This is a genomic window from Chitinophagales bacterium (assembly GCA_020636495.1).
Taxonomy (GTDB): Bacteria; Bacteroidota; Bacteroidia; order Chitinophagales; family Chitinophagaceae; genus UBA5543.
Map to the genome: position 1 here is coordinate 2,291,660 of JACJXQ010000008.1, position 14,070 is coordinate 2,305,729.

The 14,070-nt window shown below is 41.7% G+C and carries 10 protein-coding genes; 1 reads left to right on the forward strand and 9 read right to left on the reverse strand.

The window, feature by feature from the left end; all coding sequences use genetic code 11:
* Window positions 1-10: 10 nt before the first annotated feature.
* The 8 genes from H6550_10140 to H6550_10175 all read right to left on the reverse strand — a co-directional run bounded on the left by H6550_10140 (window position 11) and on the right by H6550_10175 (window position 11,114).
* A complete protein-coding gene (locus H6550_10140; protein MCB9046484.1) occupies window positions 11-1,987 on the reverse strand; it encodes a fumarate reductase/succinate dehydrogenase flavoprotein subunit in 1,977 nt (658 codons plus the stop codon).
* Window positions 1,988-2,032: 45 nt separating this feature from the next.
* Window positions 2,033-2,701: a succinate dehydrogenase cytochrome b subunit gene (locus H6550_10145; protein ID MCB9046485.1), complete on the reverse strand. Its 669-nt coding sequence runs from the start codon at window positions 2,699-2,701 to the stop codon at window positions 2,033-2,035.
* 160 nt (window positions 2,702-2,861) lie between these two features.
* Entirely contained in the window at window positions 2,862-3,425 is a 564-nt protein-coding gene (locus tag H6550_10150; GenBank protein ID MCB9046486.1) for a hypothetical protein, read from the reverse strand.
* 29 nt (window positions 3,426-3,454) lie between these two features.
* Entirely contained in the window at window positions 3,455-3,775 is a 321-nt protein-coding gene (locus H6550_10155) for a rhodanese-like domain-containing protein (GenBank protein MCB9046487.1), read from the reverse strand.
* 11 nt (window positions 3,776-3,786) lie between these two features.
* Window positions 3,787-5,598 (reverse strand): T9SS type A sorting domain-containing protein, encoded by a 1,812-nt coding sequence (locus tag H6550_10160; GenBank protein ID MCB9046488.1) that lies wholly within the window; start codon window positions 5,596-5,598, stop codon window positions 3,787-3,789.
* 61 nt (window positions 5,599-5,659) lie between these two features.
* Complete coding sequence (locus tag H6550_10165; GenBank protein ID MCB9046489.1) at window positions 5,660-6,514, reverse strand: PASTA domain-containing protein; 855 nt, start codon at window positions 6,512-6,514, stop codon at window positions 5,660-5,662.
* An 18-nt stretch (window positions 6,515-6,532) separates the two neighbouring features.
* A complete protein-coding gene (locus H6550_10170; protein MCB9046490.1) occupies window positions 6,533-7,528 on the reverse strand; it encodes a D-alanine--D-alanine ligase in 996 nt (331 codons plus the stop codon).
* A gap of 145 nt (window positions 7,529-7,673) precedes the next feature.
* On the reverse strand, window positions 7,674-11,114 hold the full coding sequence (locus tag H6550_10175; GenBank protein MCB9046491.1) for a pyruvate carboxylase: 3,441 nt from the start codon (window positions 11,112-11,114) through the stop codon (window positions 7,674-7,676).
* A 187-nt stretch (window positions 11,115-11,301) separates the two neighbouring features.
* Between H6550_10175 and H6550_10180 the strand changes: the two genes are divergently transcribed.
* Entirely contained in the window at window positions 11,302-11,715 is a 414-nt protein-coding gene (locus H6550_10180; GenBank protein ID MCB9046492.1) for a MaoC family dehydratase, read from the forward strand.
* Window positions 11,716-11,778: 63 nt separating this feature from the next.
* On the opposite strand, the gene H6550_10185 is transcribed toward H6550_10180, so the two are convergent.
* Window positions 11,779-14,034 carry a T9SS type A sorting domain-containing protein gene (locus H6550_10185; GenBank protein ID MCB9046493.1) on the reverse strand — a complete coding sequence of 752 codons (2,256 nt, stop codon included), beginning with the start codon at window positions 14,032-14,034 and terminating at the stop codon, window positions 11,779-11,781.
* Between the last annotated feature and the right edge of the window lie 36 nt (window positions 14,035-14,070).

The window sequence follows — 14,070 nt, forward strand, 5'->3', positions numbered from 1 at the left end:
TATTGTCAAATTATTTATAACTACGTTGAGTCGGGTGAACAACATCGTAAACAAGGTCTTCCTTATTCAACTCAAAATTACTTTCACCTTTATATTCCCATGCAGCAACGTACATATATTTATCATCCTGGCGCATTGCTTCTCCATCTTCAGTCTGGTACTCCTCGCGGAAATGGCCACCACAACTTTCATTTCGGTTCAGCGCATCTATACACATCAACTCTCCCAGCTCCAGGAAGTCGGCAACCCTGTTAGCTTTATCCAGTTCAGGGTTGAACTCATTGATGCCTCCAGGTATGCGTACATTACTCCAGAATTCTTTACGCAGCGCTTTTATTTCTTCTATCGCTTCTTTCAGTCCTTGTTCGTTACGGGCCATACCACATTTATCCCACATGATCTTACCCAGGCGTTTATGGAAACTTTCAACACTCTCAGTTCCCTTAATGCTCATCAACTTATTGATACGGTCGCTTACCGACTTCTCGGCCTCAACAAAAGCCGGATGATCAGTTGGAATAGCCTTGGTACGGATATCATCCGCCAGGTTGTTACCTAATGTATAAGGTATCACAAAATAACCGTCTGCCAACCCCTGCATCAGCGCAGACGCTCCCAGGCGGTTAGCACCATGGTCGCTGAAGTTTGCTTCGCCTAATGCATACAAGCCCGGAACAGTTGTTTGTAATTCATAGTCTACCCAAAGGCCGCCCATTGTATAGTGTACTGCCGGATAGATGCGCATAGGCACCTCGTATGGATTCTCACCTGTTATCTTTTCATACATCTCGAACAGGTTACCGTACTTGGCTTTTACTACTTCTTTACCCAGAGTAGTTATTGTATCTGCATCAGCGTCATTAATACCTTGCTTGTTGACCTCCATTTTGCCATAACGTTGTATAGCCGAAGAGTAATCCAGGTATACAGCTTGTTTCGAAGCACCTACACCATACCCAGCATCACAACGCTCTTTTGCAGCACGGCTCGCTACATCGCGGGGAACAAGGTTGCCGAATGCAGGATACCTTCTTTCCAGGTAATAATCCCTCTCTTCTTCCGGTATATCATTTGCTTTGCGGCTATCTCCTTGTTTTTTAGGCACCCATATACGGCCATCATTACGCAGCGACTCAGACATCAGCGTCAGTTTCGACTGGTGGTCACCACTTACAGGGATGCATGTAGGGTGAATCTGTGTGAAACATGGATTACCAAAGAATGCGCCTTGTTTATGTGCCTTCCAAGCTGCAGTTACGTTACTACCCATTGCGTTGGTAGACAGGTAAAACACGTTACCGTACCCACCGGAACACAGCAATACCGCATGACCGAAATGACGCTCCAGTTCACCTGTCACCAGATTACGAACGATAACGCCCCTTGCCTTACCATCTATCTTCACTATCTCCAGCATTTCATGACGACTATACTGGACAACATTACCTAAAGCCACCTGGCGTTCCAATGCCTGATAAGCACCTATCAATAACTGCTGACCTGTCTGGCCGGCAGCGTAGAAAGTCCTTTGTACCTGCACACCACCAAATGAACGGTTGCTGAGCAGCCCGCCATACTCGCGGGCAAAAGGTACACCCTGTGCCACACACTGGTCGATGATATTAGCACTTACCTCTGCAAGACGGTATACATTACCCTCCCTTGCGCGGTAGTCACCGCCTTTCACGGTATCGTAAAACAAACGGTATGTACTGTCACCATCGTTTTGGTAGTTCTTAGCGGCGTTGATACCTCCCTGTGCAGCAATAGAGTGCGCACGACGGGGACTGTCCTGGAAGCAGAAAGTTTTCACTTTATACCCCATCTCACCCAGGGAAGCAGCTGCAGATGCACCCGCCAGGCCTGTACCAATTACTATCACATCCAAATGGCGTTTATTGGCAGGGTTTACCAACTTACATTTGGACTTATATGTTTCCCATTTAGACTCTAACGGACCAGAAGGTATTTTAGAATTAAGTGTCATATCAGGAGAAAAGAAATTATTTAAATTAAATACTGTTGATCGTTATTATGATATCCAACCCATGTAAAACACGATGGGCATCAGGGCAAATATTATCGGAACTATGATGGCGAAACCAACACCTACCGATTTGATAATGCCTTTATACTTGTTTGTTGTCAGGCCTAGTGTCTGGAATGCACTATAAAAACCGTGTACTAAGTGCCATGCCAGGGAAAAACAACCCAGGATATACACCACTACTATACCAATATTCTGAAAAGAATCACGCATCATTGCATACAGATCCAGTTCGCCTTCGCCAAAAGTCTGCGCACCACGATTGGGAGCCCAGAACATGCTGATATGTATGATCAGGAATATAAGGATGAGCGTTCCTAACAAGCCCATTGAGCGGCTATACCACTTGCTGGTGGCATTACCAGCACTCACTTCATACCTTGTTGTTCTCTTCGCCCTGTTTTTAGACCATAGCATCAATCCCTGAACAATGTGCAAAATCAGGAATGCGAAAAGACCGATCTCAACAGTGCGTATCACAAAATTGGTTCCCATAAAGTGGGCCGCTTCCGAAAACTTCTCACCGCCATCATTCCAGAATATCTGTGCATTGATATAACAGTGAACTACTAGAAACACAATGAGAAAAAGGCCGGTAAGGCTCATTTGCAACTTTTTACCAACCGAGGTACTGAAATAGTTTTTCCAGGACATAAAATCTTAAAAGATTTGACTGTATATTATTAATAGAATACTGCAAAGATAATAATCCCTCAGGCTATTTTACAATTGTATTATTTAATATATATACCACTACTGAATTATCATAGTTGCAGACAACTAAACAACTATCAGCACAAAAAGTTGTTTACATCTACTGTTCTAGTCTCAGCATCTGGTTGTCTACCACCTGGAAGAAATGCTCCGGTTGAAATGTCCTCCATCTATCACTTTGTAAAAGCCTTATATATCTGTCAATTTTTGATGACTGGAATTCATAGCAGGTTGACTCAGGCATGTTGATAGATACGATCCACCCCCCTTCATCTTTAATGTCATCATACCATTCCTCATAATATTCCCTGTCACTACTGTGAAAGTTAAGGACATTCTCGGTGATGAGTATGAATTTATACAGGCCTTTAGCTGTCATTTCGTCAATTATGCTCCTTTTCAACTGCATAATATCGTTCTCAACAGCATCATTCCATTCTCCTATCAATTCTATTATTACGAAATTAAGGTCATAGTCTGCATATAAAACTTTTATATACAAAGTCCTTGATCCGAATTCATCCCATTGTGGGTGTATGTAATAATTGTAAACTGTATTGCTGAACTCAAACTCGCTATACTCTTTTCCGTAAAATGGCGACAGCTCATCTTCTTCAGCAGTATATAAATGCCTCCAGTTATAATATGGTTCTATATCATGCATCCCTTCGTCTCTTGCTCACTTTGATATTTTCATTTTATTTTCTGATCTCCGTATTTATCCTGCCATGCTAATGCTCCACCAATCACATTAACAGTATTGTGAAACCCTGCCTGTTCAAGTACAAGGCATGCTTGCCTGCTACGTGCACCGGAACGGCAATGTATGATCAATTCTTCACCCTTCAGGTCCTCTATATCATCAAGCTGCATGCCCATTATCAACCCCAGCGGAATCAGTTTGGCGCCAATATTATATTCCTGGTATTCAGCTGGTTCACGTACATCGATTATATTAAGTTCTTCACCGTTGTCCAGTCTCTGCTTCAGTTCTTCAACTGTGATCTCCTTCATGTAATTCTAAATTATAGTTTTATGATCTTTCTGGGCGTACTTTCATATCCATCTGCCCTGAAGTGTACAATATATATTCCGGGGTATAAGTCAGATGTATTCACCCATTCTGACGAAGGTACAATTCCTTCTTTTACAGTCCGGCCTCTTAAATCAGTTATCCTATATCTGGCTTGTCCATAATACTTGTTATAATTGAACCTTATTTTGTCCGTGACCGGATTAGGGATTATATCCCATTCATGTGTCTCCTTGTTAACAGGACCGGAAATGATAGAAGGGAAAAATTCACCAAACATTGGACGTATCATTACTGCGCCCTGGATGTCTGATGATTTCCATTGGTTCAATACATTGTAGTATACGTGATTATTTGTTATACGTTGGAGGTCGAGTCCAAAATAAAGACTGTCACTGGTGCCCAATGCGGGCTGAATAGTTCCTATATAGAACTTACCTGCAGGAAGCACCAACGGTTTTTCGAACTTATACAGCCAGAAACTATTTTGCTGTGAATATGCAGGTATAAAGAAATCCTCCTGGTAAAGCACCTGGTCTGCCCCACCACCATAGGCTATGTCTTTATACACTACTACAGAAAAATATTTTTGATATGGCAATGGCACCTGCCTGCCAAAATATATCGCGACTCCCTTCAAAGTATCTGAAACATTCAGATGATGTTCAATGGCTAACTTACCCGGCAGGGTTGTAAATAGTTTCAGGTAGTAGCTTTTTTCAGGACTTCCGTCATCATAAGCCAGAAAATTATGAAACAGTTGGTTCTTTATTATAGTATCGTTTACAACAGGACCTGTTTCAGAAGTAGATTCAATATAATATTTCTGCTGAAACAAAACAGCTGAGTTTTGCAAAGGTGCAGTTATTGTATTGGTATATACAGGAAATGTAGCAATACCTTCTTTATCCGCCTGGATACCAGTGCCGTTACTGCCGTTGGCAAGTGGTGTATTGGTGTAGAACTCTTTAGCAGAATAGCCAAAATTAATGTTCACATTACCTTTTGTGTTATTCTTAATTGTGGTAGAGTGCTGGCTCCCGCGCTCTGCATTTGCATTAGCCATAAATTGGTGGTAAGGCATTGATGTATAGTCAGAAAGTAAGAATGAGGGCTCTTCTACAAATGCAACATCATTTACAAGGGTATCATTAATATTCCTGTTTGGACCAAACCTGATATAATCAACATTCCAGTTATCGTCGGTATTATTGATAGAAGCTTTATTGACAAACCTGAACTGAAAACCTTCGTGAAACAAGTTTGCATCAGTTACGGGTATCATCACTTGTTGAAATGGCTGTAAAGTAGATCCTGCTACTCGCCATACTCTTGTCCACGGACTCGTAGTGCTGGCACGACGAAAATAGAGCATAAGCGAGTCTTGTGGTTGGGGATCAAAACCATTACCCTGCGGTTGGTAAAAAAAGCTGAAATAAAGGCTATCATCGGGGCTATAGATACTCAGGTCTATCGGCCGGGATGTTAAACTATCTGCATACCTAAGGATATTTTTGTTTGTAGTTTCGTAAGGCAAACCAGTTTCGTCAATAGCATCAAATGTCGCTACACCTCTGCTTATCGCACCTACACACATCGTATTATTTATATATACCTTCCTGTCTACCCAGATATTCGTATCAGGGTAATACCCACCACTAGTGAAGTCTTCAAAAAATGGTAATGTGATCGCTGTTGTTTTGTTAGCGGCTCTTGAACTTGAGTTATAATGTATCTCTGACTTCTGCGGAGGGTGATAGTACAATGGTGCCACCGCTTCCTGAGCGAATGACAAAGTATGCATTAACAATATACATATAACAATAATCGCAGTTCGCATTGCTTACATTAGTTTACAGGCTCACTTAGTCCCAGTCACCGTTGTTGTCGTCACCTCCACTATTAACCTTTTTGCCGGGCTTTTTATTGCCTTGTTGCAGCACTCCGGTTTTCCCTCCTTGCTTCACCCTTATATCAACAAGATCCCCCTCTTTCACCTGGTTGCTTCCCCCCATGCTGTTCTTAGCGGTTGGAGACTGGTAATATACCACAGCACTCTGCGAGTCTGTAATTCCACCATCCCACAGATCTATAAATTGCAGGCCTGAAGCATTCAGTACAGCAATTGCCTCCGGATAGCTCATGCCCATTACGTCAGGTACGTCAAACGAAACATTACCCAAACCATCACCTATGACAAGGGTAATACTGCTGCCCTGGGGTATCATATCTCCTGCCATGATAGCTTTACCTTTATACAATTGCTCTAATATAGCACCATCTGCAATATCAGGGCGGTGCACGGTGTCACCTAAACGTAATTTATTGCTTTTCAGCACTAACTCAGCACTTTGGTAAGAAACACCTGTAAGGTCAGGCATGGGTATCATTGGTGCCTGTCCTTTATTGATCACCAGGAATACTGTTCTACCTCTTTTTACAAATGTACCGGTGTCAGGCATTTGAGACAGGACCACGCCGTACTCCTTCTTCATATCAAAAGCAGAATCTATATCGATTACAAAGCCATCCTTATTTAATATCTTAGCTGCTTCTTCAAATGTTTTATCAAGCAAAACAGGCATTTTTTGTTGCTGTCCATGATCAGTTATCCTGTCAAGGCTGGTAAAGAACACCATGTAGAATACCACTGAAACGAGTAGCATCAGCAGCAGATGAAACCATATAGACTTTCTGTATTTTTCGTTTATCAATGCCATAATTTATATGGTTGATGTTTATTTAACAGTACTCAAACAATCTTCTACCAGGGAGTTATAAAACTCGCTAAGGCTGATACCTGCGGCTGCTACCTGTTGAGGCACAATACTTGCTTCACTCTGTCCCGGCATAGTATTTACTTCAAGAAAATATAACTTCTCAGAAATATTTTGCAAAATGTAGTCCATCCTAACAACACCCTTGCAATTAAGATGCCTATAAATATACTGAGATTTGGTTTCAAGCATATCTTTAACCTTATCACTTATTGGCGCAGGGGTAATTTCATTTGTTACTCCTGGTGTATATTTTGCTTCAAAATCAAAAAACTCATTCTTACTCACTATTTCTGTGGCAGGCAATGCATGTAGCTTGCCTTTTACTTTATAAATACCTATTGTCAACTCACGGCCTTCAATAAATTCTTCTATCAGCACCTGGTCATCTTCCTTAAATGCTTTCTCTATAGCAGGCAACAGTTCTTCAACAGATTTTACCTTTGTTACACCCAGGCTCGAACCACTTTCGTTTGGCTTAACGAACATCGGAAGTTGTATCTGTTCCAGGATTGACCCTACAGAATAAGGCTCTCCCTTTATAAGGTGTACGGAATTAGCAATATTAACTACATTAAAGTCTTTTACTACTTTGTTACAGTAACTCTTATTAAAGGTAAGTGCCGAAACAATTGCATTGCATGATGTATATGGTACGCTCATCATGTCCAGGTACCCCTGCATCCTGCCATCTTCCCCGGGCGTGCCATGCATAGCAATAAATGCCATGTCAAATACGATCTTTTGTCCATCTATATTTAGGGTAAAGTCGTTTTTATCAACAGATACTTTAGCACCACTATCAGTATCATACCACCAATCTTCTTTTGTTACAACTATCGTGTATATGTTATAACGCTTCTCATCAAGGTTTTTCCTGATGGTAGCTGCTGTTTGTATTGATATAACGTATTCACCGGAATATCCGCCTGCTAATAAGGCTATATTTTTCTTCATATATGAGGTACTGACAAGTTGTAACCAAAGGTAATAGAAAAAAGACTGATGAGAAATGCCTCAATCATTATTTACACTTAAAGTAATTATAATGTTTTTCAGCTACCAACGAGCCTTACTCAGCTACAAGCCTGATCATATAAAACTAATCAATCATAACAACAAGATCATTAGTATTCACCAAAGTACCTTCCGTTAGTTCAATAGTTGAAATTGTACAATCTTTTGAAGCCGTAATTACAGTTTCCATTTTCATTGCTTCAATTACAAACAATGGCTGGTTCTTTTTGGCTTTATCACCCTTTTTCACCAGGATCTTTGACAGCATACCCTGGAGAGGTGCTGAAATATGGTTATCATTGTCTTTTTCAGCTTTACGATTCTCTACTCGTTCTACCTTCACTGACCGGTCTGCTACCTCTATATTACGTGTCTGGCCATTCAATTTGAAGAAAACGGTCCGCTTACCGGCATCATTTACATCTCCTATACTTAACAGTCGTATCAGCAAGGTCTTACCTTTTACTATCTCTATGGTAGCATCCTGTCCCATTTTCATACCGTATAGGAATAACGGCGTAGGTACTACGGATACATCTCCATACTCCCTGTAAAATTTCAGGTAATTCTCATAAACTTTCGGATACAACTTATACGACAAAAAATCACATAGCTCCAGGTCATCCCCGAATTGAGTTTTAAACTCAGCTAGCTCCTTTTCAAAATCCACCGGTTCCAGGTGCTTATTAGGCCTGTCAGTAAATGGCACTTTGTCTTTAAGGATTATCTTCTGCAAGTCTTTGGGCATGCCTCCTTCTGGTTGGCCCAACACACCCATAAAAAACTCCTGGACACTTTCAGGGAATGATATACTCTCCCCTTTTATCATTACATCTTCCCTGCTATATCCGTTTGCCACCATAAACTGTGCCATGTCGCCTACTACTTTTGAGCTTGGTGTCACCTTCACAATATCACCAAACATATCATTCACGGTAGCATACATTTTCTTAATATCTTCAAACTTATCCTCAAGGCCTAATGCTTTGGCCTGCGGGCGTAGATTTGAATACTGCCCCCCGGGTATCTCGTGCCTGAACACTTCTGCCGCACTTGCTTTCAAACCACTTTCATAAGGATAATACATTTCACGAACCGCCTCCCAGTAATTAGAGAACTCATTCAATGAATCAATATCAAATGTATTTTCACGTTCATGAAATCTCATCATTTCGACAACTGCATTGAAGTTGGGCTGTGATGTAAGCCCTGATACAGCCCCCATGGCAACATCAACTACATCAACTCCTGCTTCAATAGCTTTCAGGTAAGTAGCAGGTTGCAAGGAGGATGTATCATGCGTATGCAGGTGTATCGGTATGTTCACCACATCCTTGAGACCCACTATCAGTTCTGTTGCGGCATATGGTTTCAATAGCCCACTCATATCCTTTATGGCAAGTATATGGGCACCGGCATTTTCCAGGTCTTTTGCCAGCCGCTGATAGTAGGCAAGGTCGTATTTCGTACGCTTAGGATCAAGTATATCACCGGTATAGCATACAGATGCTTCTGCAAGGCCTTGCGTACGTTTGCGTACCATATCTATACATGGGATGATATTTTCTGCCCAGTTCAGTGAGTCAAATATCCTGAATATATCAATACCCTTTTCCCAACTCTGTTCCACAAATTTTTCAATCAGGTTGTCGGGATAAGCCGTATAACCAACCCCGTTGGCACCGCGTATCAGCATTTGTAGCAAGATATTGGGCACAGCTTCCCGTATTTGCTCCAGCCTCTTCCACGGATCTTCGTTCAGGAAACGCATGGCAACGTCAAAGGTAGCGCCCCCCCACACCTCCATACTAAAGGTCTGTGGGTGCAGCTTGGCAAAGCTACCTGCTACTTTCAGCATATCATGCGTACGCATGCGTGTAGCCAGCAACGACTGATGAGCGTCACGTAATGTAGTATCTGTATAATGTATCTTTTTTTCCTTCTTCAGCCATTCACTAAACCCGTCAGGGCCAAGCTTTATCAACAGGTCTTTGGTACCTTCAGTATAAGGTGTTCCCAATGCAACGGGTGGCACAACAGGTTTTCTGAACTCACGGCCATCGTATTTTACCTTCACATCCGGATTACCATTTACGGTAACATCTGCAAGAAAACGCAAAGTCTTTGTTCCCCTGTCTTGTCTCAATGCAAAACGGAACAACTCAGGATGTTCCTGTATAAAACCGACTGTGGTCTGTCCATTCCTGAATCCCTCATGTGTTATCAGGTTCTCCAGGAACGGGATATTATTCTTTACGCCCCGCACCCTGAATTCCCTCAGTGCACGATGCATTTTCATGGCAGCGTCTCCCAGGTTATTACCCCAGGTACTCACTTTTACAAGCATAGAATCAAAGAACGGACTGATCTTCATCCCCGGATATGTACTTCCCTCATCCAGGCGCACACCAAAACCGGCGGCGTTTCTATAAGTAACAAGTGTTCCATAGTCCGGCTTAAAATCATTGGCCGGATCCTCTGTTGTGATACGGCACTGTATTGCTACTCCGTCAATGCTTATATCTTTTTGTTTACCAACACCCACTTCCTTGTCGGTAAGTTTATACCCTGCCGCTACATACAACTGCGTCTTGACGAGGTCGACTCCTGTTACCATTTCAGTAACAGTATGTTCTACCTGTATACGAGGATTAACCTCGATAAAATATATTTCTTCAGATGCATCTACCAGGAATTCTACTGTGCCCAGGTTATTATAGTTTACTTCTCTGGCAATATCAGTAGCATATTTATACAGCTTATCCTTGGTAGATTGTTGCAAAGTAACAGCAGGAGCCACCTCAACCACCTTTTGAAAACGACGCTGAACCGAACAATCACGTTCAAACATGTGAACAATGTTACCATGGTTGTCCGCTGCAATCTGTACTTCAATATGTTTCGGGTTTTCAACAAATTTTTCAAGAAACACGGTATCATCGCCAAAGGCATTTTTAGCCTCACTTCTCGCTTCGGGAAATGATTTTTTCAGATCTTCATCTGTCCTTACTACACGCATACCACGGCCACCACCACCTGCGGCAGCTTTGAGCATAAGTGGATAGCCAATACGATTAGCTTCACTCAAAGCAATATTTATATCCTTCAGGTCAGACTTATTGCTTTCAATTATGGGTACACCTGCCCGCATAGCCACCTCTTTGGCTGTTACCTTATCTCCTAGCGCTGACATTACATCTGGTCGCGGACCAACAAAAATGATGCTATTCTCCGCACATTTTGTTGCGAACACTGCATTCTCTGACAAAAAACCATATCCCGGATGGATAGCATCAGCTCCGCAATCTTTAGCGATGGCAATGATAGCGTCCATATCCAGGTAGGGTTTCAATGGGTCATTATCAGCACCAACCTGGTAGGCTTCATCAGCCTTATACCTGTGTAGTGAGTACCTGTCTTCATAGGTATATATAGCAACAGTTCTGATGTCCAGCTCCGATGCAGCACGTGCAATACGAATTGCAATTTCTCCCCTATTGGCAATGAGCACTTTATTTATATTCATATAAACTATATTCTTGTGTGATATCCGGCTGTAAATCTAATACATGGCACGCTGTATATAAAGCAAATGCAGATTAAGATATGATGAGCACCCGGCCACCCCTATTTACTGGTTGATATTATTTTTTACAAGCCAATTTATTATCTTACTTAGGTTCAAAAATATTATCAACAAGAAAAATGCATTTATGTTAAAAGTAGGAGATGAATTTCGCCATTTGTACAGCTACACGCAGGATGATGTAGATACTTTTGCAAGAGTAAGTGGAGATACCAACCCGCTACATATTGATCCGCAGGCAGGAAAAGAGAGTATGTTCGGCCGTAATATCATTCATGGATTTCTGGGCGCAAGTGTCTTCACCAAAATATTTGGGGCACTTTGGTATGCAGACGGACATGTTTATATGAGCCAGAGCATGAAATGGTTGAAACCCATGTTTGTGGATACAGATTATGAAGCAGTGATCACTGTTAAAGAGATATTTCCTGAGAAGAACAGGATATTATATGATTGTGCTGTTTACGAGGCCGGTACTGAAAACAAGACTATTGCAGGAGAAGCACTACTACTGAACAAGAAACAATACGTTTGGGAATAATATTATCCAGGAAAAAGCCCTTGCAATACTGGTATTGCAAGGGCTTTTTCTATAACTATATATCTATTTCAAAATGCTGACAGGCTGAACACTATTGTCATTAGCAGACCTGACAACACAATAATATGTACCGGACGCGACATCTGAGATATTCATCGTGCACGATACACCCCCTGCATCATATTTCTGTTGTATTATCAGCTGACCGGTCAACGAGAATAACTGAACGGTCACATCTCCATCACTAAAACTTCTGTCCCATTTTACATTCAGTATATTGGCAGCAGGGTTAGGATACAGCACAACATTTTTGTTGCCGGCAACCTTATCTGTAATATTTACTTTAAAATCCTGCTTATAGAATTTCAGTCCACCCAGCACGTTACCGAGCAGCATTTCATAAAGCTTGGTACTATCATTGTCAATATTTGCAAAAGCCGGCGCAGAGCGCTCGCCAATGTCAATATACGAATACAGGGAATCTATCATTGTATACTTTGCCGGCATAGCCCCATTCTGAAATCCATCGTACCTGTACAAAATACCCCAACTACAACCAACTACCAGGTAATCAATTTCCTTATCATCAGTTGGCCCTATATAGGGCACTGTATTAGGATATGAATAATTAATATGCCGGGGATCTACATCTCCTAGCTTGTTGGTAACATACTTAAGGCTCAATGTGCCTGGAGTTGTACCAAAATTGCTGTAGTAATGTATGCCACCAAACTGGCTACCGGATAACAGATCTTTTTTGCCGTCGTTATCTATATCGTAGATGCAAGGAGTGGCATTCCCACTCACATTCAGATCTTTATTGGTTATCGGGTCTTTTATTTTACTCACTTCCAGCTGCCATACCGGTGCAACGGTATCGCTGGCTGCATAGTTTTTATAGAACGTAAATGTACCATCGCCATTTCCTATCACAAGGTCATCCAGAGAATCATTGTCCAGATCACCCATTGCCAAAGCAATACCTTCCATTTTCTGCGACTGCAAACCCAGGAAATCATCGCTTACCAATTCAAACGAATATTTGCCCGAGATTGATGTATTCCTGTAGTAAAACACCCTGCTGAAATTCTTATGGGTTGCCTGGTCTTTAAAACCCTCGGAACTTACGAAGAGGTCTTTTTTACCATCTTTGTCAAAATCGTAAAATACGGGGTAAGAACCTATTCCAAGGTCTATCATCCTGTCTACAAGATGTGTACTGCTTCTGTAAACAAAATTCTTATTGGCGTTACTACCTGTATTCTCATAAAAGCTGATGGATTTATAGTTCTCTGTGCTTTTATCCATAGGCGTGAACAACAGATCATCATCTCCATCATGATCAATATCCAGCACAAATGCTACCGGATAGTTGGGCATAAACATATTTACGCCACCTGCTCCCCATATTGTATCCTCGGCGATCATTGAGTCTACGCCATATTGACTCTTACCATTTCTGAAAAACTGTATATCAGTAAACCCCTGGTGTCCGTTAAAATAATCCAGGTCACCATCACTGTCTATATCAAAAAGACATAACGAATTGATGCCATCGGTACCTTTGTGTGATGGTATTCCGCAGCCTTTGCAGGTTATCGGGTCAAATATAGATTGAGGGCACGGTGGTAAACCCAGCTCATGAGCCCTTTGAAAGTTCTGCCTTGTTCGTCCCCAGCATACTTCTTTAATACATATTTTGATGCTATCCTTTGGCAGCCCATCCTCAACCTGGCAATTCCGGTAATAAGTTATATACTCGCCGGCCCAGTTATAAGACAGGATATCTATATCAGTGTCACCATCTATATCAGCCATTCCCGGCACACTGTTTCCCGATACCAAAACATTACTCCAGTTACCGTTCAGAATATACCCGAGATCCTTATAATACCTGAATTTTAATGAATCTTTATCGTAATAGCCATAGCTTACACTCACACCACTGTTCCCATGGTGCACCAGGTCAGGTATATTATCCCGGTTAAAGTCCATAAATTTTATATACCCGGTAATATTTTCAGGAAAGTTATGCTCATAGCGGAAATCATAACGAAAGGTGCCTTTGCCGGTTGCTATATATGTCGATAAGCTCAGGTAATCTTCCAGTACTACAATATCATTCAGGCCATCATGATTCAGGTCTGCCATAGCAATGTGTGGATTATTCACTCCCCCGGTCCAGGGTAGCTCCATAATGGTATTTCCATTCTTAACTACAACATCGCTATACTGCCTGTAAACATCATCCTGGAACTGGGCAAACCCTGCATTGGATAGAAGTATAAAGACAAAAGTGGCTATACAGGTGTGTCTCATGACATTATTCGGTCTGGTTTAGGTGACAGAGATTAT

Excerpts from the sequence above, each read along its gene's own strand:
- H6550_10180 (MCB9046492.1), top strand. The coding sequence starts at position 11,302 with ATGTTAAAAGTAGGAGATGAATTTCGCCATTTGTACAGCTACACGCAG.
- H6550_10145 (MCB9046485.1), bottom strand. The coding sequence starts at position 2,701 with ATGTCCTGGAAAAACTATTTCAGTACCTCGGTTGGTAAAAAGTTGCAA.
- H6550_10140 (MCB9046484.1), bottom strand. The coding sequence starts at position 1,987 with ATGACACTTAATTCTAAAATACCTTCTGGTCCGTTAGAGTCTAAATGG.
- H6550_10155 (MCB9046487.1), bottom strand. The coding sequence starts at position 3,775 with ATGAAGGAGATCACAGTTGAAGAACTGAAGCAGAGACTGGACAACGGT.
- H6550_10165 (MCB9046489.1), bottom strand. The coding sequence starts at position 6,514 with ATGGCATTGATAAACGAAAAATACAGAAAGTCTATATGGTTTCATCTG.
- H6550_10185 (MCB9046493.1), bottom strand. The coding sequence starts at position 14,034 with ATGAGACACACCTGTATAGCCACTTTTGTCTTTATACTTCTATCCAAT.
- H6550_10150 (MCB9046486.1), bottom strand. The coding sequence starts at position 3,425 with ATGCATGATATAGAACCATATTATAACTGGAGGCATTTATATACTGCT.
- H6550_10170 (MCB9046490.1), bottom strand. The coding sequence starts at position 7,528 with ATGAAGAAAAATATAGCCTTATTAGCAGGCGGATATTCCGGTGAATAC.
- H6550_10160 (MCB9046488.1), bottom strand. The coding sequence starts at position 5,598 with ATGCATACTTTGTCATTCGCTCAGGAAGCGGTGGCACCATTGTACTAT.
- H6550_10175 (MCB9046491.1), bottom strand. The coding sequence starts at position 11,114 with ATGAATATAAATAAAGTGCTCATTGCCAATAGGGGAGAAATTGCAATT.